Source organism: Pseudomonas saponiphila (genome assembly GCF_900105185.1).
GTDB lineage: Bacteria > Pseudomonadota > Gammaproteobacteria > Pseudomonadales > Pseudomonadaceae > Aquipseudomonas > Aquipseudomonas saponiphila.
In genome coordinates this window covers 3,181,687-3,206,717 of the sequence record NZ_FNTJ01000001.1, presented here as the reverse complement: position 1 = coordinate 3,206,717, position 25,031 = coordinate 3,181,687, and the positions used below count along the sequence as shown (strand labels likewise).

Annotated in this window: 21 protein-coding genes; 18 read left to right on the top strand and 3 right to left on the bottom strand. The window is 65.3% G+C overall.

The window, feature by feature from the left end; genetic code table 11:
- Nucleotides 1-5: 5 nt before the first annotated feature.
- Entirely contained in the window at nucleotides 6-1,670 is a 1,665-nt protein-coding gene (locus BLV47_RS14900) for an AMP-binding protein (RefSeq protein ID WP_092314792.1), read from the bottom strand.
- Between the two features lie 328 nt (nucleotides 1,671-1,998).
- A complete protein-coding gene (locus BLV47_RS14895) occupies nucleotides 1,999-3,015 on the bottom strand; it encodes an AraC family transcriptional regulator (protein ID WP_092314790.1) in 1,017 nt (338 codons plus the stop codon).
- A gap of 387 nt (nucleotides 3,016-3,402) precedes the next feature.
- On the opposite strand from BLV47_RS14895, the gene BLV47_RS14890 reads away from it, so the two are divergent.
- From BLV47_RS14890 to BLV47_RS14860, 7 genes are all read left to right on the top strand, one after another.
- Nucleotides 3,403-4,674 carry an ABC transporter substrate-binding protein gene (locus tag BLV47_RS14890; RefSeq protein ID WP_244168933.1) on the top strand — a complete coding sequence of 424 codons (1,272 nt, stop codon included), beginning with the start codon at nucleotides 3,403-3,405 and terminating at the stop codon, nucleotides 4,672-4,674.
- A 156-nt stretch (nucleotides 4,675-4,830) separates the two neighbouring features.
- Nucleotides 4,831-5,757, top strand: coding sequence for a carbohydrate ABC transporter permease (locus BLV47_RS14885; protein WP_092314786.1), 927 nt, complete (start codon nucleotides 4,831-4,833; stop codon nucleotides 5,755-5,757).
- Nucleotides 5,758-5,767: 10 nt separating this feature from the next.
- The gene (locus tag BLV47_RS14880) at nucleotides 5,768-6,598 is read left to right on the top strand and encodes a carbohydrate ABC transporter permease (RefSeq protein WP_092314784.1); all 831 of its coding nucleotides are present in this window, start codon (nucleotides 5,768-5,770) and stop codon (nucleotides 6,596-6,598) included.
- Nucleotides 6,599-6,622: 24 nt separating this feature from the next.
- Nucleotides 6,623-7,726: an ABC transporter ATP-binding protein gene (locus tag BLV47_RS14875; RefSeq protein WP_092314782.1), complete on the top strand. Its 1,104-nt coding sequence runs from the start codon at nucleotides 6,623-6,625 to the stop codon at nucleotides 7,724-7,726.
- 25 nt (nucleotides 7,727-7,751) lie between these two features.
- Nucleotides 7,752-9,227: a mannitol dehydrogenase family protein gene (locus BLV47_RS14870; RefSeq protein ID WP_092314780.1), complete on the top strand. Its 1,476-nt coding sequence runs from the start codon at nucleotides 7,752-7,754 to the stop codon at nucleotides 9,225-9,227.
- A 125-nt stretch (nucleotides 9,228-9,352) separates the two neighbouring features.
- A complete protein-coding gene (gene xylB / locus BLV47_RS14865; protein WP_092314778.1) occupies nucleotides 9,353-10,849 on the top strand; it encodes a xylulokinase in 1,497 nt (498 codons plus the stop codon).
- A 13-nt stretch (nucleotides 10,850-10,862) separates the two neighbouring features.
- Nucleotides 10,863-11,807, top strand: coding sequence for a carbohydrate kinase family protein (locus BLV47_RS14860; RefSeq protein ID WP_092314776.1), 945 nt, complete (start codon nucleotides 10,863-10,865; stop codon nucleotides 11,805-11,807).
- Nucleotides 11,808-11,924: 117 nt separating this feature from the next.
- Here the strand turns inward: BLV47_RS14860 and BLV47_RS14855 are convergent, their stop codons facing one another.
- Nucleotides 11,925-13,226: an OprD family porin gene (locus BLV47_RS14855; protein ID WP_092314774.1), complete on the bottom strand. Its 1,302-nt coding sequence runs from the start codon at nucleotides 13,224-13,226 to the stop codon at nucleotides 11,925-11,927.
- 78 nt (nucleotides 13,227-13,304) lie between these two features.
- Here BLV47_RS14855 and BLV47_RS35445 point away from each other — a divergent pair, with 78 nt between their 5' ends.
- The 11 genes from BLV47_RS35445 (at nucleotide 13,305) to BLV47_RS14805 (ending at nucleotide 25,031) form a co-directional block, all read left to right on the top strand.
- Entirely contained in the window at nucleotides 13,305-13,634 is a 330-nt protein-coding gene (locus BLV47_RS35445) for a hypothetical protein (protein WP_143038275.1), read from the top strand.
- A gap of 240 nt (nucleotides 13,635-13,874) precedes the next feature.
- Nucleotides 13,875-15,227, top strand: coding sequence for a UDP-glucose dehydrogenase family protein (locus tag BLV47_RS14850; RefSeq protein WP_177431317.1), 1,353 nt, complete (start codon nucleotides 13,875-13,877; stop codon nucleotides 15,225-15,227).
- Nucleotides 15,224-16,243: an NAD-dependent epimerase gene (locus tag BLV47_RS14845; RefSeq protein WP_092314770.1), complete on the top strand. Its 1,020-nt coding sequence runs from the start codon at nucleotides 15,224-15,226 to the stop codon at nucleotides 16,241-16,243. The genes BLV47_RS14850 and BLV47_RS14845 overlap by 4 nt, the downstream gene beginning before the upstream one ends.
- Before the next feature lie 57 nt (nucleotides 16,244-16,300).
- A complete protein-coding gene (locus BLV47_RS14840; protein ID WP_092314768.1) occupies nucleotides 16,301-17,053 on the top strand; it encodes a sugar transferase in 753 nt (250 codons plus the stop codon).
- A gap of 1 nt (nucleotide 17,054) precedes the next feature.
- On the top strand, nucleotides 17,055-17,699 hold the full coding sequence (locus BLV47_RS14835; RefSeq protein ID WP_092314766.1) for a CpsD/CapB family tyrosine-protein kinase: 645 nt from the start codon (nucleotides 17,055-17,057) through the stop codon (nucleotides 17,697-17,699).
- Between the two features lie 22 nt (nucleotides 17,700-17,721).
- Nucleotides 17,722-18,741, top strand: coding sequence for a polysaccharide biosynthesis/export family protein (locus BLV47_RS14830; RefSeq protein WP_092314764.1), 1,020 nt, complete (start codon nucleotides 17,722-17,724; stop codon nucleotides 18,739-18,741).
- Nucleotides 18,742-18,752: 11 nt separating this feature from the next.
- A complete protein-coding gene (locus BLV47_RS14825; RefSeq protein WP_092314762.1) occupies nucleotides 18,753-20,345 on the top strand; it encodes a GumC family protein in 1,593 nt (530 codons plus the stop codon).
- Entirely contained in the window at nucleotides 20,330-21,457 is a 1,128-nt protein-coding gene (locus tag BLV47_RS14820; protein WP_092314760.1) for a glycosyltransferase family 4 protein, read from the top strand. Before BLV47_RS14825 ends, BLV47_RS14820 begins: the two co-directional genes overlap by 16 nt.
- Complete coding sequence (locus BLV47_RS14815; RefSeq protein ID WP_092314758.1) at nucleotides 21,454-22,824, top strand: O-antigen ligase family protein; 1,371 nt, start codon at nucleotides 21,454-21,456, stop codon at nucleotides 22,822-22,824. The genes BLV47_RS14820 and BLV47_RS14815 overlap by 4 nt, the downstream gene beginning before the upstream one ends.
- Nucleotides 22,825-22,936: 112 nt before the next feature.
- Entirely contained in the window at nucleotides 22,937-23,902 is a 966-nt protein-coding gene (locus tag BLV47_RS14810; protein ID WP_092314756.1) for a glycosyltransferase family 2 protein, read from the top strand.
- On the top strand, nucleotides 23,895-25,031 hold the full coding sequence (locus BLV47_RS14805) for a glycosyltransferase (RefSeq protein WP_092314754.1): 1,137 nt from the start codon (nucleotides 23,895-23,897) through the stop codon (nucleotides 25,029-25,031). The genes BLV47_RS14810 and BLV47_RS14805 overlap by 8 nt, the downstream gene beginning before the upstream one ends.

Genomic DNA, 25,031 nt, shown 5'->3' with positions numbered 1-25,031 from the left:
CCTGTTTACGCGGTAGCTGTTGACGCCGCGGCCTCTTGAGCCTTGGCAATTTCCTGGTTGCGCAAGATAAAGCGCTGCAATTTGCCGCTGGGGGTCTTGGGCAAATCACTGACAAATTCGATTTCACGGGGGTAGGAGTGGGCCGCCAGGCGCTTGCGCACATGCTGGCGCAACTCCTCGGCCAACTCCGCTGTGGCGCGGTACTGCTCGCTGAGCACCACAAAGGCTTTCACCAGCTCGGTGCGCTCCGGATCGGGCTTGCCCACCACCGCCGCCTCCACCACCGCCGGGTGCTCGATCAGGGCGCTCTCCACATCGAACGGGCCGACCCGGTAGCCGGAGGTGGTGATCACGTCGTCGCTACGACCGACGAAGCTGATGCTGCCGTCCTGGTTCAGCTCGACGGTGTCGCCGCTGAGGTAGTAGTCGCCGACGAACGCCTTGGTCGGCACCCCGGCGTAACCGGCGAACCAGCACATCGGCGACTGGCGCCGGTCGATGGCGAGGATCCCCGGCTGGCCGACACCCAGCTCGCGGTACTCATCGTCCAGCACCACGATGCGGTGGCCGGGCGAGGCGAAACCGGCGGCGCCGACATGCACCGGGTGCTCCAGGCCGTGGTGGTTGCACAGCACCATGCCCAGCTCGGTCTGGCCGTAATGGTCGTGGATCACCACATCCAGCTGCTCGGCGAACCAGCGGATGACTTCTGGGTTCAGCGGCTCACCGGCGCTGCTGACGATGCGCAGCCGCCCCTTGATCGAACGGGCGAACTGGTCGCCGCCGGCGATCAGCAGGCGATAGGCCGTAGGTGAGCCGGTGAGGTTGGTGATGCCGTACTTGTTGATCACCCGGCAGGTGCTTTCCAGGGTGAAGGGACCGTCGTAGAACGTGATCGGGTGACCCAGGCCCAGGGGCCCGGTGACGCCAAAATAGATGCCATAGGCCCAACCCGGATCGGCGACGTTCCAGAACGCATCCTCGGGGCGCAGGTCCACCGCGTCACGGGTGTAGTTCTGGAACGCGACAATGGCCTTGAGCGGCACTTCCAGGGCTTTCGACGGGCCGGTGGTGCCCGAGGTGAACATCAGCAGGAACGGGTCCTCGCCGGTCAGCAACACCGGCTCGCAGTGGGCCGGATACTGTTCCAGCTCGGCCCAGAAACTGAAATCGCCACGCACGATGCCCTGCCCTTTGGCCGCCGCGACCGTGACGATGGTCGGGCACTCGGCGACTTCCGCCAGCTTCGGCCGGTTCAGCGCGTCGCAGATCACCAGCTTGGCTTTGGAACTGTTGAGGCGATGCTCGATGGCCTTGGGGCCAAAGGCGGTGAACAGCGGCTGGTACACCGCGCCAATGCGCCAGGTGGCCAGCACCGTGATCAGCAACTCGACATTGCGCGGCAGCAGCCCGGCGACCCGGTCACCCTTGCCGACTCCCTGGGCCAGGAAGAAATTGGCCAGGCGTGCGGCCTTGTCCTGCAATTCGGTGAAGGTATAGGTGACGCTACTGCCGTCGCGGCCTTCCCAGAACAGCGCGATGCGTCCGGGCAACGCATGCCGGTCGCAGCATTCGACACAGGCATTGAGCGCCGACAGCGAACCCGCCAGGGCGGCGTCGACACAGTGCTGATAATTGAAATCCTTGATGGCGGACAGGTAGTTGCGCATTGCCAGAATCCCTCACTGTTCTTATTAGGATGGGAACCTCATGAAAAGCAGGGAAATACTGGCGCCAGAGCCCTCGCGCGACAATGGTCAAAGCTATCAAGTTGCGTGACCGGTTTGGCCAAGAGCCCACTCCGGACTTGCCGGCGCAGACGACGGCCGGGGTGGTGCGAGGCTTGCGGGCCTCTTCGCCGGCAAGCCGGCTCCTACGGGGCGGCAGGGATTACGAGCGGTGTAGGAGCTGGCTTGCCAGCGAAGGCGTCGGCCGGGGTGGTGCGAGGCTTGCGGGCCTTTTCGCCGGCAAGCCGGCTCCTACGGGCGCTGGGGGGGGTTATGGCGGGTCGTTGAGGATCAGGCTGCGGTAGTGACCAGGATTGGAACCGGACCATTTGCGAAACGCCTTGTAGAACGAGCTGGTGTCGGCAAACCCCAGGCGCCCGGCGATCTCGGCAAAGCTGATCTGCGGCTCGGCCAGCCAGACGATCGCCAGTTCCTTGCGCACGCTGTCCTTGAGCGCCTGGTAGCTCTGCCCCTCTTCGGCCAGGCGGCGGCGCAGGGTCGAGGCGGAGATGCACAGGCTCTGGGCCAGACTTTCGCTTTCCGGCCACTGCTCTCCGGGCAATTGCCGCAACTGCTGCTTGATGCGGCTGGCCAGGCTTTCAGGGTCGCGGTATTTCACCAGGATGTTGGCCGGGGCCTGGGCCAGAAAGCGCTTGAGCTCTTCCTCGCTGCGCTTGATCGGCAGGTCCAGGCAATCGGCGGCGATGATCATCCGCGTGCGCGACCGGGCAAAGCGCAGGTTGTCGGAGAACATCACCCGGTAGTCGTCGCAGAAATCCGGCTGCGGGCAGCGCAGTTCGATGGCCAGGATCGGAATCCGCCGTCCCGCCAGCCAGCAGGCCACGCCATGGACGATCATCCAGTAGGTGAAATAGGTGAAGGCCCGGCCCGGCTCATGCTCGTCCTCCTGCAGGACGATTTCCGCCAGGCTCTGCTGGCGTACCAGTTGCGCCGGCAGGCGCTCGAACATCAACGACAGAAAGCCCAGCAGCGAGTCAAGCCCCGCCACCAGGGTCGGCTGGGCCATGGCCGAGCGACAGAGAAACGCCAGGCTGCCGGATTTCAGCCGGCGCGGGTCCATGCCGAAGAACTCATCGTCCAGGCGCCGGGCCAGCAGACGCCAGAGACGCGCGTAGGCAAGCGCCGGAACCCGCGCCGAAGCCTGCTGCAAGAGCGCCGGATCAATCCCGACCTTGCTCAGCACTTCAGCGGTGGCCGCTCCCGGCGCACAACTTTGCAGCAGCGCCTCGCGCACCAGCTGCATGGAGATGGTGTCTTTTTCCGCCATCGTGACCAACGTTTTCCTAAGAATCCCGGGAGCGCCATCTTAGGCAGTGACCGGGAAAAAGCCAGTGGGCTTTGGCCGCAGTTGACGCCCTTGCGCCAGCAAAAACCGATACGTATTCGTCCGACCCTGCAGCGCCCGAGCACCAGGGCAAGCCGAGCAAACCGCCACCACGCCCCATGACCCGGCATCCCGGCAGTGCAAAAAAGTATCGATTCAAGTGTCAGGGATGATTTGTCAGCACTGCGTTGGCGGGCTGTAATCAGCCCACCTTCTTCCTCGCCCGGCGGAAGACATAACAACAATAACCGTCCTTCTGCAGCCCGCACCGGCGCAGAACAGGAGTGACCGATGAAACCTTGCACCAAAGCCCTGCTCGTCACCACCTGCATGACCCTCAGCAGCGTCACCCTCGGCGCCCAGACCCTGACCATCGCTACCGTCAACAACAGCGACATGATCCGTATGCAGCGGCTGTCGAAAACCTTCGAGGCCGAGCACCCGGACATCCAGCTCAACTGGGTGGTACTGGAAGAAAACGTCCTGCGCCAGCGCCTGACCACCGATATCGCCACCCAGGGCGGGCAGTTCGACGTGCTCACCATCGGCATGTACGAGGCCGCGCTCTGGGGCGCCAAGGGCTGGCTGCAACCGATGCAGGACCTGCCCGCCAGCTATGAGCTGGATGACGTTTTCCCGTCGGTGCGCGAGGGGCTGTCGGTCAAGGGCACGCTCTATGCCCTGCCGTTCTACGCCGAAAGCTCGATGACCTACTACCGCACCGACCTGTTCCAGCAGGCCGGCCTGAGCATGCCCGAGCGCCCGACCTGGGAGCAGATCGGTGAGTTCGCCGCCAGGCTCAACAAGCCCGGCCAGGAGCAATACGGCCTGTGCCTGCGGGGCAAGGCCGGCTGGGGCGAGAACATGGCCCTGATCACCACCCTGGCCAACAGCTACGGCGCGCGCTGGTTCAATGAGCAATGGCAGCCCGAATTCACCGGGCCGGAATGGAAGAACGCCCTGACCTTCTACGTCGACAACATGAAGAAATCCGGCCCGCCGGGGGCGTCGAGCAACGGCTTCAACGAAAACCTGGCGCTGTTCAACAGCGGCAAATGCGCGATCTGGGTCGACGCCAGCGTCGCCGGCTCCTTCGTCACCGACAAGGGCCAGAGCAAGGTCGCCGAGCATGTGGGCTTCACCTTTGCCCCGCATCAGGTCACCGACAAGGGCAGCGCCTGGCTGTATTCCTGGTCCCTGGCGATCCCCGCCAGTTCCAAGGCCAAGGACGCCGCCAGGACCTTCACCACCTGGGCCACCTCCAGGCAATACGCGGCCCTGGTGGCGCAGGAGGATGGCATCGCCAACGTGCCGCCGGGGACCCGGGCTTCGACCTACAGCGCGGCCTACATGAACGCCGCGCCCTTTGCCCGGATCACCCTGGAGTCGCTGAAGGCGGTGGACCCGGGCCACCCGACCCTGAAACCGGTGCCCTACGTCGGCATCCAGCTGGTGACCATTGCCGAGTTCCAGGCCATTGGCACCCAGGTCGGCAAGCTGTTTTCCGCGGCGCTGATCGGCCAGAGCACAGTGGACCAGGCCCTGGCCGCCGCGCAGCAGAGCACCGAGCGGGACATGCAGCGCGCCGGCTACCGCAAATAACCCGGCGCGTCCCGTAGGAGCCGGCTTGCCGGCGAAAGGGCCTGTGAACCTTGAGTGGCCCTTGAGCACGCCTTCGCTGGCAAGCCAGCTCCTACCGTCCACCGGCAATGCCAGCGCGCTGTCGCGCACTCTTGTACCCAACGGGTTGTGATCACCATGAATACCTCGACTGCCAAGCTCCATCTGCAAGCGCAGACGGCCCCCCGCAAGCGTCGCCAGACCAACCCCGGCTGGTTCCTGGTCAGCCCTTCGGTGCTGCTGTTGCTGCTGTGGATGATCGTGCCCCTGGGCATGACCCTGTACTTTTCCCTGATCCGCTACAACCTGCTGTACCCCGGCGAAAACCAGTTCGTCGGCCTGGAGAACTTCAGCTACTTCCTCACGGACTCGGGCTTTGTGCCCGGGGCCAGCAACACCTTGCTGCTGGTGGGCAGCGTGCTGCTGATCAGCGTGGTGTTCGGGGTGCTGATCAGCGCCCTGCTGGAGGCCAGCGAGTTCTTCGGCCGCGGCCTGGTCCGGGTGCTGCTGATTTCGCCGTTCTTCATCATGCCCACGGTGGGCGCGCTGATCTGGAAAAACCTAATCTTCCATCCGGTATCGGGCATCCTCGCCGCCGTGTGGAAGCTGTTCGGCGCCCAGCCGGTGGACTGGCTGGCCCACTACCCGCTGCTGTCGATCATCATCATCGTCTCCTGGCAGTGGCTGCCGTTCGCCATCCTGATCCTGATGACCGCCATGCAGTCCCTGGACCAGGAGCAGAAAGAAGCCGCGCGCCTGGATGGCGCCGGGCCGCTCGCGATCTTCTGGCACCTGACCCTGCCGCACCTGGCGCGGCCGATCGCGGTGGTGGTGATGATCGAAACCATCTTCCTGCTCTCGGTGTTCGCTGAAATCTTCACCACCACCAACGGCGGCCCGGGCTACGCCTCGACCAACCTGGCCTACCTGATCTACAACCAGGCGCTGGTGCAGTTCGACGTGGGCATGGCTTCGGCCGGCGGCCTGATCGCCGTGGTCATCGCCAATATCGCCGCGATCATCCTGGTGCGGATGCTCGGCAAGAACCTGACCGACCAGCGCTGAGGAGCCCGTCATGACCCTGCAACAATCCCGACGCCTGCGCAGCCTGCTGCTGGGCACCCTGGCCTGGGCCATCGCGATCCTGATCTTCTTTCCGATCTTCTGGATGGTGCTGACCAGCTTCAAGAGCGAAATCGATGCCTTTGCCACGCCGCCACAGTTCATCTTCAGCCCCACGCTTGAGAACTACCTGCACATCAACGAGCGCAGCAACTACTTCGCCTATGCCTGGAACTCGGTGCTGATCTCCTTCAGCGCCACCGCTCTGTGCCTGCTGATCGCGGTGCCGGCGGCCTACTCCATGGCCTTCTACGAGACTCGCAACACCAAGCGCACCCTGCTGTGGATGCTCTCGACCAAGATGCTGCCGCCGGTGGGCGTACTGATGCCGATCTACCTCCTGGCCAAGGGTTTCGGCCTGCTGGACACGCGCATCGCACTGATCATCATCTACACCCTGATCAACCTGCCGATCGTGGTGTGGATGGTTTACACCTACTTCAAGGACATCCCCCGGGACATCCTCGAAGCCGCCCGCCTGGACGGCGCCACGCTGGCCCAGGAGATGCTCCGGGTGCTGCTGCCGATCGCCAAGGGCGGGCTGGCTTCCACCGTGCTGCTGTCGCTGATCCTGTGCTGGAACGAAGCCTTCTGGTCGCTGAACCTGACCTCTGCCAATGCCGCCCCGCTGACCGCGCTGATCGCCTCCTACTCCAGCCCCGAAGGGCTGTTCTGGGCCAAGCTCTCGGCGGTTTCGACCCTGGCCTGCGCACCGATCCTGATCTTCGGCTGGATCAGCCAGAAACAGCTGGTGCGCGGCCTGTCCTTTGGCGCGGTGAAGTAACCCTCGAACTCTGGAGACACCCCAATGGCTCACCTGAAAATCAGCAACCTGCAAAAAGGCTTCGAAGGCTTCGAGATCATCAAGGGCATCGACCTTGAGGTACACGACAAGGAATTCGTGGTGTTCGTCGGCCCCTCGGGCTGCGGCAAATCCACCCTGCTGCGACTGATCGCCGGGCTGGAGGAAGTCAGCGGCGGTCACATCGAGCTGGACGGTCGCGACATCACCGACGTCAGCCCGGCCAAGCGCGACCTGGCCATGGTGTTCCAGACCTACGCCCTGTACCCGCACATGAGCGTGCGCAAGAACATGTCCTTCGCCCTGGACCTGGCCGGGGTCGACAAGGCCCTGGTCCAGCAGAAAGTCGAAGCGGCGGCGCGCATCCTCGAACTGGGGCCAATGCTCGAACGCAAGCCCAGGCAGCTGTCCGGCGGCCAGCGCCAGCGCGTGGCCATCGGCCGGGCGATTGTGCGCAACCCGAAGATCTTCCTGTTCGACGAACCGCTGTCCAACCTGGATGCCGCGCTGCGGGTGCAGATGCGCCTGGAGCTGGCGCGCCTGCACCAGGAGCTGCAGGCCACCATGATCTACGTCACCCACGATCAGGTCGAAGCCATGACCCTGGCGGACAAAGTGGTGGTGCTCAACGGCGGCCGAGTGGAACAGGTGGGCGCGCCCCTGGAGCTGTATCACAACCCGGCCAACCTGTTTGTCGCGGGCTTTCTCGGCACGCCGAAAATGGGCTTTCTAAAGGGCCACGTCAGCCAGATAGACAGCCAGGGTTGCGAGGTGCACCTGCAAGCCGGGACGCGCCTGCGCCTGGAGCGCCACAGCGCGCAGCTCAAGGTCGGCAGCGCGGTGACCCTGGGCATCCGTCCCGAACACCTGGAGCTGGGAGAGTCCGGCCCCGCCAGCCTGGCGGTGACCGCCGACGTTGCCGAGCGCCTGGGCAGCGACACCTTCTGCCATGTCCGCAACAACTGCGGCGAAGCCCTGACCCTGCGCATCCGCGGTGACCTGGCCAGCCGTCACGGCGAGCCACTGCACCTACGCCTGGATCCCGAGCACTGCCATCTGTTCGATGCCCAAGGCCTGGCCGTTCCCCGTTTGCTGCGCGCCGCCGCCTGACCCCCTGATGACCGAGAGCCCCCGGATGAAACTCAATCGCTTGAACCTCAGCCAATTGCCGCCCCAGGTGCGGCTGCCCGCCTACTTGCCCAGCGACACCCGCCAGGGCATTGCCCACATCGGCGTCGGCGGCTTTCACCGGGCCCACCAGGCCTACTACACCGATGCCCTGATGAACCAGGGCCTGGGCCTGGACTGGAGCATCTGCGGCGTCGGCCTGCGCCCCGAGGATCGCCGCGCCCGGGACGATCTGGCCGGCCAGGACTACCTCTACAGCCTCTACGAGCTGGGTGACGGCGACGGCCACGAAGTTCGGGTGATCGGCGCCATCAGCCAGATGCTGCTGGCCGAGGACGGCGTCCAGGCGCTGATCGACAAGCTGGCCAGCCCGGAGATCCGCATCGTCTCCCTGACCATCACCGAGGGCGGCTACTGCATCGACGACAGCACCGGCGAGTTCATGCTGCATCTGCCGCAGATCCAGCACGATCTGGCCCACCCGCGGCAGCCACGCACGGTATTCGGCTTTCTCTGCGCCGCCCTGGCCCGTCGCCGGGCCGCGGGCATCCCGGCCTTCACCCTGATGTCCTGCGATAACCTGCCGCACAACGGTGCGGTGACCCGCAAGGCGCTGCTGGCCTTCGCCGCCCGCCACGACGCCGACCTGCACGACTGGATCGCCCGTCACGTGAGCTTTCCCAACGCCATGGTCGATCGCATCACCCCCATGACCAGTAATGCCCACCGCCTGCAACTGCACGATGAACACGGCATCGACGATGCCTGGCCGGTGGTTTGCGAACCCTTTGCCCAGTGGGTACTGGAAGACCGTTTCAGCAACGGCCGCCCGGCCTGGGAGCGGGTCGGCGTGCAGTTCACCGACGACGTCACGCCCTATGAAGAGATGAAGATCAAGCTGCTCAACGGCAGCCACCTGGCTTTGACCTACCTGGGTTTTCTCAAGGGCTACCGCTTCGTCCACGAAACCCTGGAGAATCCGTTGTTCGTCGCCTACCTGCGGGCCTACATGGACCTGGACGTGACCCCGCAATTGGCGCCGGTGCCGGGCATCGACCTGGCGGCGTACAAGGACACCCTCATCCAGCGCTTCTCCAATCGGGCGATTGCCGACCAGCTGGAACGGGTGTGCAGCGACGGTTCATCGAAGCTGCCCAAGTTCACCGTGCCCACGCTCAATCGCCTGATCGCCGATGGCCGCGACACCGAACGCGCGGCCCTGGTGGTGGCGGCCTGGGCCCTGTACCTGCGGGGGGTGGACGAAACCGGCAGGCACTACTCGATCCCCGACCCCAGGGCCGAGTTCTGTCAGGCCCTGGTGGCCGACGACCGCCTGTTGAGCCAGCGTCTGCTGGGGGTGGAAGAGATCTTCGGTTTGGCGATTGCGCGCTCCGCCGAGTTCGTCGCCGCCTTCGAGCGCTGCTTCAACAGCTTGCGCGAACACGGCGTGAGCACGACCCTGGAGCGCCTGCTGGCGCGATGAAGTGCGCGTGGCGGTAACGTGCATGGCAAGGGCCCGCGGGCCTTTTCGCCGCCTTACCCAAGGCCCGGCGGCGGCCAGGGCGAGATTATCCAGAGCGCCAACAACCATCAGAACCGGGAATCCTCATGACTCAACCCAGGCTTTTTCTTGGCATCGACTGCGGCACCCAGGGCACCCGGGCGCTGATTCTCGACAGCCATAGCGGCAGCGTTCTGGGCCACGGCGCCGCGCCCCACCACCTGATCAGCGGCGCCAATGGCCGCCGCGAGCAGGACCCGGCGCAATGGCTGCAGGCCTGCATCGGTGCAACCCGGCAGGCATTGCAGGCAGCCGGGGTGGATGGCCAGCAGGTGCTCGGTGTCGGGATCTGCGGCCAGCAGCACGGGCTGGTGCTGCTCGACGACCAGGGCCAGGTGCTGCGCCCGGCCAAGCTCTGGTGCGACACCGAAAGCAGCGCCGAGAACCAGCGCCTGCTGGACTGGCTGGGGGGCCCCCAAGGCTCTCTGGAGCGCCTGGGGCTGGCCATCGCGCCGGGCTATACGCTGTCGAAACTGCTCTGGACCCGGGAGCAGCACCCCCAGGTGTTCCAACGTATCGCGCACATCCTGCTGCCCCACGACTACCTGAATTTCTGCCTGACCGGACGCTATTGCAGCGAGTACGGCGACGCCTCGGGCAGCGGCTACTTCGATGTACGCAAACGTGATTGGGACCGCGCCCTGCTGGCCCATATCGACCCCAGCGGGCGCCTGGAACGGGCCTTGCCGCAACTGCTCGAAGCGCACCAGGCGGTGGGCCGCATCCAGCCAGCGATGGCCCGGCAACTGGGCATCAGCGCGCAGGCACTGGTGGCCAGCGGCGGTGGCGACAACATGCTCGGGGCCATCGGCACCGGCAATATCCAGCCCGGCATCATCACCATGAGCCTGGGCTCCTCCGGCACGGTGTATGCCTTTGCCGACCATCCAAGGATCAGCCCGGAGCCGGCGGTGGCAACCTTCTGCTCATCCAGCGGTGGCTGGCTGCCGCTGATCTGCACCCTGAACCTGACCAACGCCACCACCCTGGTGCGCGAGCTGCTGGATCTGGACCTGGCCGGCTTCAACCAGCGCCTGGCGCAAGCGCCGATCGGCGCCGGAGGGCTGCGCCTGTTGCCGTTTTTCAACGGTGAGCGGGTGCCCGCCCTGCCCCATGCCCAGGGCAGCCTGCATGGCATGACCCTGGACAACCTGACCCAGGCCAATCTGTGCCGCGCCGTGGTCGAAGGCACCACCTTCGGCTTGCGCTACGGCCTGGACCTGTTGCGCGCGGCGGGCTTGCACAGCCAGAGCATCCGCCTGATCGGCGGTGGGGCAAAAAGTCCGCTGTGGCGGCAGATGGTCGCCGATATCATGCACACCCCGGTGATCTGCCCCCGGGAGCGCGAAGCCGCGGCCTTGGGCGCGGCGATCCAGGCCGCCTGGTGTCACGGCCGGGAGCAGCAGCCGACGCTGGATCTGCAATCACTTTGTGAGCGCTGCGTGCACCTGGACCCGAGCAGCGCCACCCAGCCTCGGGCCAAACACGTAGCGGCCTACGAATCGCTGTACCAAGACTATCGACAACGACTGACAACCCTTTGAAGAGCGAATGACTATGTATCTGGTGTGTGGCGAGGCGCTGTTCGACTTTTTCAGCGCGGATGAGGCCGGTGCTCCGGCCAATAAAGTGGCGTTCCAGGCGATTGCCGGTGGTTCGCCATTCAACGTGGCGGTGGGTCTGCGCCGCCTGGGCATCGACACCGCGCTGCTCGCCGGACTGTCCCGGGACTATCTGGGCCAGCGCCTGCGGCGGGTGCTGCAAGAGGAAGGCGTGCGCACCGACTACCTGCAGGAGTTCGCCGCCCCGACCACCCTGGCCATGGTCGCGGTGGGCGCCGATGGCTCGCCGCACTACAGCTTCCGCGGCGAAGGCTGCGCCGATCGCCAATTGCTCGAGGAACACCTGCCGGAGCTGGACGCCGGGGTGCGCGGGCTGCATGTCGGCTCGTTCGCCCTGGTGGTGCAGCCGATTGCCGACACCCTGCTGACCCTGGTGCGCCGCGAGCACGGGCGGCGCCTGATCAGCCTCGATCCCAACGTGCGGCTCAACCCGCAGCCGGATATCCAACTGTGGCGCCAGCGCATCGCCGAACTGGCCGGGTACGCCGACCTGATCAAGGTCAGCGACGAAGACCTGAGCCTGCTTTATCCCGGGCAGGCGCCGGAGGTACTGATCCAGGGATGGCTGCAGGACAACGCCCAGTTGGTGTTCCTGACCCGTGGCAGCCAGGGCGCGACGGTATTCAGTGCCCGGCATGGCAGCTGGTCGGTGGCCACGCCCAAGGTTCAAGTGGCCGACACCGTGGGCGCCGGCGACACCTTCCAGGCGGCGCTGATTGCCTGGCTGACCGAGCAGGAACTGGACTCGCCCCAGGGCATCGGGCAATTGACCCGCGAACAGACCGACGCCCTGCTGCGCTTTGCCGTCAACGCCGCCGCCCTGACCTGCACCCGCACCGGCCCGGACCTGCCCTACCGCCATCAACTGCAACCGCTGTAGGAGCCGGCTTGCCGGCGAAGAGGCCCGTCAGCCCTGCGCCGATTCGGGCAATGCCTTCGCTGGCAAGCCAGCTCCTGCAACATTCAGTGCCACCGTGGTGCTTTTCCCCGGCCCTGGTCAGAGCAGGGAGAAGTTGTAGCTGACGATCAGCCGGGTTTCGTCCATGTCGCGGGCGATCTTCTGGTAGTTGCTGCGGTAGGTGGCGTTGCGCAGGCGCAGGCTGAGGTCCTTGAAGGTGCCGCTCTGCACCACGTACTTGAGTTCGCTGTCGCGCTCCCACTCGCGGCCTTCGCGCAGGCTGCCCGGAACCTTGATGTGGTCGCCGCTGACGTAGCGGGTCAGGAAGCTCAGGCCATTGAGGCCAACGGCCTTGAAGTCATAGTCGTAGCGCAGTTGCCAGGAACGCTCCTGGATCGCCGCGAAATCGTTGACCTGCACGTAGTTCACCAGGTACGGGTTGCTGCCATCCAGGTAGGGCATCGAGTTGTCGCCATACATGCGCTGCCAGCCGGCGCTCAGGGTCTGACCACCGAGGCTGTAGCCGAGCATGGTGCTCAGGGCGCGGTTGTCGATGCCGCCGGCGCGCTCGGCGCCGGTGTCGGCACTCTTGAGCAGGCGCAGGTCGCCCTTGAGCACGCCCGGCCCCAGGGGCTGGTTGGCCAGCAGGCCGACAAAATGCTGGCGGTAGATGTCTTCCAGCTCGGCGTAGTGGTACTGGCCGCTCAGCCGCTCGTTGAACTTGTAGTCCAGGCCGTAGGTGTCGAAGTGATCCGCCGTGGTGTTGCAGGCATAGCGCTTGTTCTTGCAGTGCACGCGGATGTCCTGGGCATCGGTGGAATCCCGCGCGGTGTAGCGGTTGAGCCGCGCGGCGGTCAGGGTCAGGTCCTTGACCTCCCGGGAAGTCAGCAGCGCGCCATTGAACATCGTCGGCAGCAGGCGCCCGTCGTTGTACTTGAGCAGCGGCAGGTCCGGCAGTTGCGCGCCGTACTTCAACACCGTCTGCGACACCCGGACCTTGGCGGTCAACCCCAGCTTGGCGTACTGGTCCGCCGAACCCCGCGGGTCGTGCCCGCTGGAGGGCAGCAGGCCACTGTTGCTGCGGTCGGGGCTGGAGTCGAGCTTGATCCCCAGCATGCCCAGGGCATCCAGGCCGAACCCCAGGGTGCCTTCGGTGTAGCCCGACTGCAGGTTGAGGATAAAGCCCTGGGCCGACTCCTCACGCTTGGAAGCGCCCTGCTCGGTGCTGGTATGGCCGTCGCGAAAATCCCGGTTGAAGTAGATCGTGCGTGATTCCAGCTTGGCACTGCTGTCCTCGAGAAAGCCGTCGGCATGAACCGACGGGGCAAATCCTGCCCACAGGACGGCGGCTCCGAGGCCCAGCAACGGGCACGGATTGATCAGGGGAAAAGGGGGACGCATGAACAGGCTCCAGCACAAATCAGTGACGCGAGGTCGGTAAGGAAAGACCCAGGGATCATTCATCCTGCAAATCAAAAATTGCAGGCTGAATTGATTGAATCAATGAGGGGCGCCAATGATGGCAGATGGCCAAAACTGCCCCAACCCGACTTTAGTCTGACTTCCCGGTCGAAAAAATACCTTGAGGCAGCGAACGGCCCGCGACCGGCGAAACCAGCAATAAACCTGTCATTTTTTTCAATTTTTCATCAGGCCAGCAGCGCCATAAAAATTGTCCGAACGATCAGAAAACAGCCCAACCCGAACAGCAGATCGTCAGAAATGGCAAAAAAGCATCATTTTTTTATCGTCCAGACATACCGTTTGTCGGATTTTTTTTCTTTTGAAAATGTGAAAACAACTATTTGACGCTTTACATTGTCACCCTAATAAGAACTCCTAACTCATTGTTTTATATAGCTTTATACCAATAAACAAGATTGTGAAAAACACCAGTGTCATTTATGCATCACCGATAAACGTCAATTAAACGTCTCTTTGTTGTGATAGTGTCAAAAAAAGAGCGCAATAGCGGCAATGTGCCATACGCCTTTTACGGAAGGTGAGCTACAGCCTCACTCAACACTCATCATGGACGAGGTCGTTCCCTTGGAAGTCAGCGTTTTCGGTACTGGTTATGTCGGTCTGGTGCAAGCAGTTGCCCTCGCCGATGTCGGGCATAACGTGATTTGTGTCGATATCGACAGCCAGAAAATCGCCCAGCTGCAACGTTCTATTCCACCGATTCACGAGCCGGGCCTGGCGACCCTGATCGAAGAGAATCAAAAGGCCGGCCGCCTGCACTTCACCACCCAGGCCAGCGATGCCGTGGGCCATGCCCAGGTGATCTTCATCGCGGTCGGCACGCCCTCCAACGAAGACGGCTCGGCGGACCTCGACCATGTCCTGGCAGTGGCGCGCAAGATTGCCAGCCTGATGCTCAGCGACAAGACCCTGGTGATCAAATCCACGGTGCCGGTGGGCACCGCCGATCTGGTGGTCGAAACCGTCGCCGAGCAACTGGCGGACCTGGGCCAGTCCCAACTGCGGGTGCACGTGGTTTCCAATCCGGAGTTCCTCAAGGAAGGCTCGGCCGTGGCCGACTGCATGCGCCCGGACCGGATCATCGTCGGCTGTGCCCACGACCTGCCCCGCCAGCAGTTGAGCGAGCTGTACGCACCGTTCAACCACAACCATGACCGCCTGATGTTCATGGACAACCGCAGCGCCGAGTTGGTCAAGTACGCGGCCAACGCGATGCTCGCCACCCGCATCAGCTTCATGAACGAGATGGCCAACCTGGCGGAGCGCCTGGGGGTGGACATCAATGCGGTGCGCAAGGGCATCGGCGCCGATCCGCGCATCGGCTATCACTTCATCTACCCTGGCGCCGGGTTCGGCGGCTCGTGCTTTCCCAAGGACTTGCGGGCACTGATCCATACCGCACAAAGCCATGGCCTGGAACCGCACATGCTCAAGACCGTGCGCGACGTCAACGAGCAGCAGCGCCATGTGCTGTTTCGCAAGCTGGACACGCACCTGGGCGGCAACCTGCAAGGCAAGGTCATCGCCCTCTGGGGCCTGGCCTTCAAGCCCAACACCGACGACATGCGTGAAGCCACCAGCCGCTACCTGATGCAGGCGCTGTGGGATGCCGGGGCCAGGGTCCAGGCCTATGACCCGGAAGCCATGACCGAATGCCGGCGCCTGTACGGCTACCGCGACGACCTGCAGCTGTGCGCCACCCGCGATGACGCCCTGCAAGGCGCCGATGCGCTGGTGATCTGCACCGAATGGAAAGCCTTTCGCGTGGTGGACTTCAAGTTGCTGCGCGACACCTTGAAGGACCGCCTGATCGTCGACGGGCGCAATCTCTACAACCCGCAACAGGCAGCGGACGCCGGTCTGCACTATCTGAGCATTGGCCTGCCCTACCGCATCCCGGAGGCCCTTGGCGCATGAATATCCTGATCACCGGAGCCGCCGGTTTTATCGGCGCCCATACCGCACTGCGTCTGCTCAAGGATGGGCACCAGGTCACCGGGCTGGATAATTTCAACGACTACTACGACCCCCAGCTCAAGCGCGACCGAGTCCGCTGGGTGGAACAGCAAGTGGGGCACTTCCCGCTGCAACGCCTGGACCTGGCGGACAGCGCCGGGCTGGAGCGGCTGTTTGCCGAAATCCAGCCCCAGGTGGTGATCAACCTCGCCGCCCAGGCCGGGGTGCGCTACTCCCTGGAAAACCCCAAGGCCTACCTGGACAGCAACCTCTCGGGCTTTCTCAACCTGCTGGAAATGTGCCGGCGCTTCCCGGTGCAGCACCTGATCTATGCCTCGTCCAGTTCGGTGTACGGGGCCAACCAGCAGACCCCGTACAAGGTCAGCGACAACGTCGACCATCCGCTGTCGCTGTACGCGGCGAGCAAGAAGGCCAACGAGCTGATGGCCCACAGCTACAGCCACCTGTTCGGCGTGCCGGCCACCGGCCTGCGCTTCTTTACCGTGTACGGGCCCTGGGGTCGGCCGGACATGTCGCCGATCCTGTTCGCCGACGCCATCAGCCAGGCTCGTCCGCTGAAGCTGTTCAACTACGGCATGCACCAGCGCGACTTCACCTACATCGACGACATCGTCGAGTCCCTGGTGCGCCTGCTGGACAAGCCACCGGCGCGGGACCCGCTGTGGGATCGCGAACAACCGGACCCCTCCACCAGCATGGCGCCGTGGCGCCTGTTCAACATCGGCGGCCAGCGCCCGGTGGAACTCAAGGACTACGTCAGCACCCTGGAACGGCTCCTGGGCCGCCAGGCCCAGGTGGAGTACCTGCCCCTGCAGCCCGGTGACGTGCTCAACACCTGTGCCGACGTCAGCGCCCTGGAAAACCTCACCGGTTTCGGCCCCCAGGTGCCGCTGCATGAAGGCCTGGAGCATTTCGTCCAGTGGTACCGCAGCTACTACGCCGGCGCCCGGTCCTGAGTCGGCGCCACGGCGCCCTTTACCCAACCCCTTGCAATGGAAGTACTTCCGGTGGAAATGGAAAGACCCCTCTCATCGCCCGTAACCGAGGTGCCGGCACCGGCGCGCATCGACCGGCGCAACGACCCGTTCCGGCGCAAGGTCCAGGCCGCCATCGACCTGCAGCATCACGGCTGGATCACCGGCCGCGACGGCGGCCGGCCCTGGACCCTGTCGCGCAGCAAGCGCCTGACCTCGGCGCTGCTGGCCGCCCTGCTGTTGGTGCTGCTGTCGCCGCTGCTGCTGGCGGTGGCGCTGGCGATCAAGCTCACCAGCCCCGGGCCGGTGTTCTTCGTGCAGTTGCGCACCGGTTTTCGCGGCCGGCGCTTCGGCATGTACAAGTTCCGCACCATGGTGGTCAACGCCGAAGCCCTGAAGGACTCGGTGCGCCATCTGAACAAGCACGGCCCGGACTCGGTGGACTTCAAGATCGATCGCGACCCGCGGATCACCGGGATCGGCGGCTTCCTGCGGCGCACCAGCCTCGACGAGTTGCCCAACCTGATCAACGTGGTGCTGGGCCAGATGCGCATCGTCGGCCCGCGGCCAACCTCGTTCCATGCCCAGACCTACAAGGAACACCACCTCGGACGCCTGAGCATCTACCCCGGGATCACCGGGCTGTGGCAGGTCTCGGGCCGCAGCGATGTGGACTTCGACGGCCGGGTCACCCTCGACATGACGTACATCTTCCAGCAGAGCCCCTGGCTCGACCTGAAGATCCTGATCAAAACCCCTTTCAAGGTCCTCAATGGCCATGGAGCAAGTTGAAATGGCGGCAGCAACCCTAGCCAGTCTGAAGATCCAGCCTCCCAGCGAAAGCAACCTGGCGGTCACCGTGCTCGACCAGGAGCTGCGGGTGATCCTGCTGACCGCGGCCAACCGCAACAGCGGCATCACCAGCAGCAGCCTGAGCATGGCCAGCGAACTGGCGCGCACCAGCCGCGGCCGGGTGCTGCTGGTGGACACCAGCCTCTCGGACAACAGCCTGACCCGGCGCCTGGACCTGGACCAGCAACCGGGCTTTCTCGACCTGGCCCTGGCCGACACCCCGCCGCTCCTGGCCCAGTGCATCCAAGGCAGCGACGAGCTGGGTTTCGACTTCCTGCCCCTGGGTCGGCGCCAGCAATACGCCGAGCGCCTGACCCCGGAACTGCTGCAGACACTGTTGCAGGCCCTGGCCGCGGACTATCGCTTCGTGATCATCGACGGCGACCCGGTGTACGGCAGCGGCGACATCCTCACCCTGAGCACCCAGGTGGACGGCGTGGTGCTGGTGGTGCGCAGCGAGGAAACCCGCTGGGAAGTGGCCCAGGCCGCGGCGCAGCGTTTGATCCAGGCCGAGGCGAAGCTGATCGGCAGCGTGTTCAACGCTCGCAAGTACTACATGCCCAAGTGGGTTTATGACCGTCTCTGACCGGCACAAGGACCGTGTAACCATGAACAAGCCAAGACTCTCCCTGCTGGGCCTGTCGCTGCTGGCGGCCCTCGGCGGCTGCGTCAACCGCGAGCCGCAGCAGATGCCGGTGCAGATCCTCAGCGCCCCGGCCGACCAGGCCCAGCTCACCGAGGTCATGCCCATCGAACAGGTGCTGCGGCCCCAGGACGTGCTGGACGTGATCTTCCACATCGGCACCACCACCCAGCAGCGCTACCTCGTGCAGCCCGGTGATCAGGTGGACATCGGCTTCCTCACCGCGCCGGAGCTGGGCGGCAGCAAGCTGGTGCTGCCCGACGGCAGCATCGACCTGCCCTACGTGGGCAACGTCCAGGTCGCCGGGCTGTCCGCCGAACAGGCGCGCCAGGCCCTGGAAACCCTTTACGCCAAGGTGCTGAAGAAGCCGCAGATCACCTTCTCGATCTCCCACGCCATGGCCCAGCTGGACAACCTGCGCACCAGCCTGACCAACCCGGCCACCGGCCTGAGCCGCGAGATCGTGGTCGGCTCCGATGGCCGCGCCAGCTTCCCGCTGCTGGGCAGCCTGTCGTTGCAGGGCAAGAGCCTCAGCGAGCTGCAGACCCTGGTCAACCAGCGCTACGCCAAGGAAGTGGGCCAGGTCAGCGTCGACGTGCTGCTCAAGACCACCGCCGCCAACGAAGTGTTCGTCATGGGCGAAGTCGGCCAGCCCGGGGCCTACCCGGTGCGCCGGCCGATCTCGGTGCTTGAGGCCCTGACCCTGGCCAAGGGCGCCGGACCCACGGCGCGCCTGGACTCGGTGGTGATCATGCGGCGCAAGGGCAATCAGGTCGAAGCCCGGGTCTATGACGCCGATGCGGCGCTGGACGGCAAGGCCCTGCAATTCGCCTACCTGCAGCCCGACGACATGCTCTATGTGCCCAAGACCCGCCTGGCCAAGGCCGGGGCCCTGAGCAAGCAGCTGGCGGACGTGATCATGTTCCAGGGTGTCGGGTTCAGCTTCGGCTACCGCGTCGACAACAAAGAAACGAAAAACAACTGAGTTCCCTCTTGATGACCAAGATCGAAAACTACCTGCATGAGTTCCTCCTCGTGTTCTTTGTCAATCGACGCCTGATCAAGCGGGTGTTCCTGGGATTCGCCCTGATTGCGCTGCTGCTGCCGCTGGTACTCAAGCAGAGCTTCGAGATCACCGCCGAGGTCATAGTGCAGTCCAAGAAACTGTCGCAGACCGACGCCAACACCGTGCTCACCCCGGACAGCGACAAGTTCATCCCGCCGTCCCTGGCGGACATGGAAACCGAGAGCAATATCCTGCGTTCGCCGACCCTGATCCGCGACACCATCGACCAGTTGCGCCGCGAAGGTCAGTTCGGCGGCAACGAGGGCCTGTTGACCCGGTTGCTCGTCAAGCCGATCCGCAATGGCCTGATCGACCCGCTGCGCAACCAGATGATCAACCCGCTGCGCGGCTTCTTCGGCCTGGCCGTGGACCCGGTGCGCGACACCAGCCTGGATGCCTTCACCGACCAGGCGGTCAAGGACCTGAAGATCGGCACCCTGCCCGGCTCCAACGTGATCTCCATCGTCTATGCCAGCCCGAATGCCGCCGAAGGCACGCGCTTTGTCGAGCGTCTGCTGGCCAACTACCTGAAAAGCCGCCAGGACCTGCAATCCAACGAACTGCCCGAGGCCTTCTATGAACAGAAGAAGGCCCAGTACCAGTCGCGCCTGGATGACCTGGAGGGCAAGCGCCAGGCGCTGCTGGAAGCGGCGCATGCCTCCGATCCCAAGGAGGAGATCACCTTCCGCCTGAACGCCATCAACACCGAGGAGCAATCGCTCAACGGCTACCGCGACCAGGCCCTGGAGAACCAGCGCCGCCTGGACTACCTGCAGAAGAACCTGGCGGCGGCACGCAAGGCCGGCCTCACCGACTACACCTTCCCCTTCGCCTTCGCCAACACCGTGGACAACGTGGCCTACGAGGACCGCGAGATCAAGCAACTGGGCGAGCAGCTGACCAACCTGGTGAGCCAGTTCGGCACCACCGCCGACACTTACCGGGCCGACAGCGTGCCGATGCAGCAGCAGCGCGAGCAGATCGTGCGGGCCCGGGCGCAGTTCCTCAAGGTGGTGGAAAACCGGGTGCGCGAGCGCAGCAGCGATCTGCAGATCACCCAGTCGGTGATCGCCCAGAAGACCGCGCGGATCAACGACTACAAGGCGCGGGTGCGCGACCTTCAAGAGGTGCTGAGCAAGCTGCGCCAGCTGGACACCGAAATCGATGCCTTGCACAAGGCCTTCTTCACCTACACCCAGCGCTATGAAGAGAGCCGTGGCGAACGCTTGATCAGCGGCGAGCTGTCCAACGCCCGGGTGCTCAGCCAGCCTTACGAACCCAGCGAAGCGGCGTTCCCCAAACCCATGCTGATCATCCCCCTGGGCCTGCTCACCGGCCTGCTGCTGGCCGTCGCCCTGGGCTATGTCTACGAGTTCTTCGATCACCGCTTCAAGCACCCGGCCCAGGTCAGCGACCACCTCGGCCTGCCGGTGCTGATGGTGCTCAACGCGGTTGAAGAGCAACAGGTCAATCCCTATCCACGCTGGACCTGGCGCTGGGCCTGGTATTGGGCCAAACAGTGAACGACCTGAGCCTGGCCGCACGGCCTATCGTGCACCTGATCCACAGCGGCGGCTTCTATGGCGCCGAACGCATGCTGCTGGATCATTGCCTGGTCACCCCGGGGCAGCATCGGGTGGTGTTCATCAATGCCCCGCAGAGCTTGCTGCAGCGGTTCAGCGAGGCTGGGGTGCCCAGCCACAACTGCCACTGTTTGCAGGCGCTGCTGGCCCATCTGCGGCAGCAGCCGGGCCTGCTCAACGCCCACAACTTCAAGGCTCAGGTGTTCGCCTGGGTCTGTGCCCGGCGCCTGCACCTGCCCCTGGTCATGACCCAGCACGGCTTCACCCCGCGCAGCCTGAAACAGAAGCTCTACACCTGGATCAGCCTGCGCCTGTGCCGCAGCCCTCAGGTGCGGCGGGTGGCCTGTGTTGCCCAAAGCATTGCCCAGTTGCACCGCCAGGCCGGCGTGGCCGAGGACAAGCTGCGGGTCATTCCCAACGGCCTGCCGGAGCCCAAGCGGGTGTTGCCGGTGAACCAGGATGGACCGCCGCTGCGGGAGGCCGAAGTATGCCGCGACGAAATGGAGCCGATGGTCGGCTTCGTCGGGCGCCTGAGCGCGGAAAAGGGCCCGGACCTGTTTCTCGACGCACTGATCAGCCTGTGTTGGCAGCGCCCCACCCTCAAGGCGGTGTTGCTCGGTGACGGCGAACAGAACCAGGCCCTGCGCCAGCGCATCGACGCCGCCGGGCTGTCGCTGCGCATTCTGCTGCCCGGTTACCAGCAGGACATGCAGCCCTGGCTCAAGCGCCTCAACGTGCTGGTGCTCAGCTCGCGCACCGAGGGCACGCCGATGATCCTGCTCGAGGCCATGCAGGCTGGCACCCCGGTGGTGGCCTTTGCCGTGGGCGGGATTCCCGATGTCCTGCAACACCGGCAGAACGGCTTGCTGGCCAAGCCCCTGGACAGCGTCGATCTGGAGCGGCGCATCGGCCAATTGCTGGATGACCCGGCCCTGGCCGAGGAACTGGCCCAGGCCGCCCGCGTCACCCAGCGCAAGCACTATCACCTGCCCACCCTGGCCCGCAGCTGGGATGAGCTGTATCGCCTGGCCAGGGAGAGCACCCCGGTATGATCGCCGCCCCTGTTCTCGGCCTCCTGCTGGGCCTGGCCAGCCTGCTGCTGCTCGCCAGCCCCTGGCCGTTCCTGGCGCCTTTGGTGGTGGTCGGGCTGGTGGGCCTGGCCTTGCTCTATCGCCGTCCGGGCTGGGGCCTGCTGGGCATCTGTGCCCTGGTGCCGTTCGAAGGTTTGTTCAAGGACAGCGCCTTCTCCGCGGCCAAGCTGCTGGGTGCCTCGCTGATCCTGATCATGCTGTTCAAGCTGCTGTTGCGGCACATCCCCGATACCCGCCTGCGCAGCAACCTGTGGCGGGCCCTGGGGCCCTTCCTGCTGTGCCTGCTGCTGAGCCTGATGTACAGCGAGAACCTGCTGGTGTCCCTGGACAGCCTGCGGGAGCTGGCGGTGGGCCTGGTGCTGTTCTTCGTCACCTTGCTGATTGCCCGCGAAGTCAACCTGCTGATGCTCTGCCGCCTGCTGGCGCTGAGCGTCGCCATCACCTGCGTGATCGCCCTGGTGTCGGCCAAGTACCAGGTCGGCGGCCGGGCCATCGGCCTGCTGCAGGACGCCAACTACTTCGCCCTGCTGATCGCCATGGCGGTGCCGCCGGCGATCCTGCTCGCCATGCGTGCGCCCTACTGGCCGCTGCGGCTGTTCTGGGTCGGCATCGGCCTGACCCTGATGGCCGGGATGACCAAGACCGACTCGCGCTCGGGGCTGTTGGTGGTGCTGTTCACCATCGCCATCGGCGTCTGGCACTACCGCGACCGGCTCAAGGGCCTGCGGCCCAAGCACCTGGGGTTTGCCATGTTCGCCGTGGCGATCCTGGTGCCCCTGGGCATCGCCGTGCTGCCGGCGCAGTACGTGGAGCGGATCCAGTCCCTGAGCATGCTCAAGTCCGGCTCGCACTCGGCGGACACCTCCCTGGGCCGACGCACTTCCTACCTGGTGGTGGGCGGCCAGATGATCCGCGAGAACCCGTTGCTGGGCTCGGGCCTGGGCACCTTCCCGATCCATTACGCGCAGACCGGCTTCGCCAGCAGCTTCTCGGAAAACATGAACGAGCCGGATCTGTTCCGCCGCGCCCACAACACCTACCTGGAGCTGTTCAGCGAGCTGGGGATTCCCGGCGGCCTGAGTTTCGTGGCGCTGATGCTGATGGGCCTGCGCAACTTCGAGCGAGCGCGCCTGGGTTTTCTCGCCCGGGGTCAGCGCGAGCAGGCCGACATCGCCACCCACCTGGGCCTGAGCCTGCTGGCCATGGCGGTGTTCCTGCTGTTTCTCAGCGCTCCCAACCACAAGTACCTGTGGATCTTCCTGGCCCTGTCCAGCGTGCTGCGGCTGCAGGCCGAAGAGGCCCGCGTGCCGCGCCCAACCCCGAGCTGACAAGGCCCGAGGGGCCTGCTGGGGCCGCCAAGAGCAGCACCGACAGCACCGCAACACCGCGCCCTCACCCGGCGCCCATGACCACCACACCATCTGGCCAAGGGAGGCAAAGATGCAAAGGATCAGCGTGATCGTGCCCATGTACAACGAGGCCCGTCACATCACCCGCACCCTGGACAGCGTGATCCTCGCGGCCAGGGTCGCGGCCGTCGACTACGAACTGATCGTGGTCGACAACGGCTCCACCGACCAGGGGCCGCAACGCGCTCGCGAGCTGGGCGCACGGGTGCTGTCGTGCCCGGGGATCGGCATCGGCGCCCTGCGCAATCGCGGCGCCGCGGTGGCCACCGGCGATTGCCTGGCGTTTGTCGACGCCGATATCGAAGTGCCCGGCAACTGGCTGCAGCTCTGGCGGCAGGTGTTGGCCGCCAACCGCGCCGACGTCCTGGCCCTGGATTGCGCCGCGCCGCGCTGCGCGCCCTGGTTCGCCCGGGCCTGGCAACGGCGCAGCCTGACCGCGGGCCGCCAGCCCCGGCCACGGCAATGGTTGCCCAGCGCCAACCTGTGCCTGCAGCGGGTCTGGTTCGAACGGGTCGGCGGTTTCGACGAGCGCCTGCGCACCGGCGAAGACAAGGACCTGGGCCTGCGACTGCACGCCGCCGGCGCCCGTCAGATCAGCCTGCCCGAGCCCCAGGTACTGCACTGGGGCTTTGAGGGCAGTTGGGGCGAATGGGCCGGCAAGGAACGCTGGCGCCAGGGCAGTCATGGGCAATTGCTCAAGGCCGCCGGGTTCAATTCGCGACTGTTGCGCTTTCCCTTGCTGTGCCTGGCCTGCGCCCTGCTGAGCGGCGCGGCGCTGCTGGCCCTGGTCGCGGGCCGGCCGGGCGCGGCCGCCCTGTGCCTGCTGCTGGGCGCCCTGGCACCGTTGCTGCTGGCCCTGCGCCAGGGCTGGCGCCACCGCGATCCGCTGTTCGTCCTGCAACTCTGGCTGCTGCACGGGGTGCGCCTGCACCTGGGTGCCGTGGCGCTGGTGCAGGGACTTTTCAACCGTGCTGCCGTGAGACCTGACCGTGGCTAAGACTCTTTTCTGGCTGTGCCTGCTCCTGCCCTTCTATGCCTGGATCGGATACCCGCTGCTGCTGGCCCTGCTCAGCCTGTTCGTGCGACAGCGGCCGCAGCAGGAGGCGCTGCCGCTGTCGGTCAGCGTGATCATCGCCGCCCATAACGAAGGCCCGCACATCGAACACAAGCTGCGCACGCTGCTGCAACAGGATTACCCGGCCAGCGACCTGCAGATCATCCTCGCCAGCGACGGCTCCAGCGACGACACCGTGGCCACCGCCCTGGCCGTGCGCGACTCGCGGATCGTGGTCCTGGACCTGCCCCGGGTGGGCAAGGCCGGAGCCCTGAACACCGCGGTGGAGCTGGCGCGCAACGACATCCTGGTGTTCACCGACGCCGATAACCAATGGTCCGGCGACACCCTGGGCAAGCTGCTGGCGCCCCTGGCCGACCCGCAGGTGGGCGCCTGCGGTGGGCACATGATCATCCCCAACCCGGGGCACAACCTGAGCCTGGGCGACAGCCTGTACCGGCACTACGAGGCCTGGTTGCGCCAGGCCGAGAACCGCACCGGCTGCATGGTGTCCGCCGACGGCGCGCTGCTGGCCCTGCGCCGCGAGCTGTTCCAGCGGATTCCCGCCGAGGTCAACGATGACTTCTTCATCAGCACCTGCGCCCCGGTGGCGGGCAAGCGCATCGTCTATGTGGAAGAGGCCCAGGTCCTGGACCAGGGCGTGGACGACGCCGACAAGCAGTATCGCCGGCGCCTGCGGGTCACGGTCGGCGGCCTGCAGAGCCTGGCCCAGCGCCGTGAGCTGATGAACCCGCTGCGCCACGGCGCCTACGCCATCGCCCTGATCAGCCACAAGCTGATCCGCCGCCTGGCCCCGGTGCTGTTGCTGCCGTTGCTGCTCAGCAACCTGTGGCTGTGGGACGCCGGAGCCTTCTACAGCCTGTGCCTGCTGGCCCAGTTGCTGGGTCACGGCGCCGGGCTGCTGGGCCTGCTGGACCGTCGCGGGCGCCTGCCCAAGGTGTTTCGTCTCGCCGCCTTCGTGCTGGTAACCCTGGCCGGCATGAGCATGGGCCTCTGGCAGTTTCTCCGCGGGCGGCGCTATGCCCTGTGGAACCCACAACAGAATCGCTGA

Bases quoted from the DNA above. Each gene is read 5' to 3' on its own strand.
- BLV47_RS14900 (WP_092314792.1), bottom strand. From the start codon at position 1,670: ATGCGCAACTACCTGTCCGCCATCAAGGATTTCAATTATCAGCACTGT.
- BLV47_RS14895 (WP_092314790.1), bottom strand. From the start codon at position 3,015: ATGGCGGAAAAAGACACCATCTCCATGCAGCTGGTGCGCGAGGCGCTG.
- BLV47_RS14890 (WP_244168933.1), top strand. From the start codon at position 3,403: ATGACCCTCAGCAGCGTCACCCTCGGCGCCCAGACCCTGACCATCGCT.
- BLV47_RS14885 (WP_092314786.1), top strand. From the start codon at position 4,831: ATGAATACCTCGACTGCCAAGCTCCATCTGCAAGCGCAGACGGCCCCC.
- BLV47_RS14880 (WP_092314784.1), top strand. From the start codon at position 5,768: ATGACCCTGCAACAATCCCGACGCCTGCGCAGCCTGCTGCTGGGCACC.
- BLV47_RS14875 (WP_092314782.1), top strand. From the start codon at position 6,623: ATGGCTCACCTGAAAATCAGCAACCTGCAAAAAGGCTTCGAAGGCTTC.
- BLV47_RS14870 (WP_092314780.1), top strand. From the start codon at position 7,752: ATGAAACTCAATCGCTTGAACCTCAGCCAATTGCCGCCCCAGGTGCGG.
- xylB (WP_092314778.1), top strand. From the start codon at position 9,353: ATGACTCAACCCAGGCTTTTTCTTGGCATCGACTGCGGCACCCAGGGC.
- BLV47_RS14860 (WP_092314776.1), top strand. From the start codon at position 10,863: ATGTATCTGGTGTGTGGCGAGGCGCTGTTCGACTTTTTCAGCGCGGAT.
- BLV47_RS14855 (WP_092314774.1), bottom strand. From the start codon at position 13,226: ATGCGTCCCCCTTTTCCCCTGATCAATCCGTGCCCGTTGCTGGGCCTC.
- BLV47_RS14845 (WP_092314770.1), top strand. From the start codon at position 15,224: ATGAATATCCTGATCACCGGAGCCGCCGGTTTTATCGGCGCCCATACC.
- BLV47_RS14840 (WP_092314768.1), top strand. From the start codon at position 16,301: ATGGAAAGACCCCTCTCATCGCCCGTAACCGAGGTGCCGGCACCGGCG.
- BLV47_RS14835 (WP_092314766.1), top strand. From the start codon at position 17,055: ATGGCGGCAGCAACCCTAGCCAGTCTGAAGATCCAGCCTCCCAGCGAA.
- BLV47_RS14830 (WP_092314764.1), top strand. From the start codon at position 17,722: ATGAACAAGCCAAGACTCTCCCTGCTGGGCCTGTCGCTGCTGGCGGCC.
- BLV47_RS14825 (WP_092314762.1), top strand. From the start codon at position 18,753: ATGACCAAGATCGAAAACTACCTGCATGAGTTCCTCCTCGTGTTCTTT.
- BLV47_RS14815 (WP_092314758.1), top strand. From the start codon at position 21,454: ATGATCGCCGCCCCTGTTCTCGGCCTCCTGCTGGGCCTGGCCAGCCTG.
- BLV47_RS14810 (WP_092314756.1), top strand. From the start codon at position 22,937: ATGCAAAGGATCAGCGTGATCGTGCCCATGTACAACGAGGCCCGTCAC.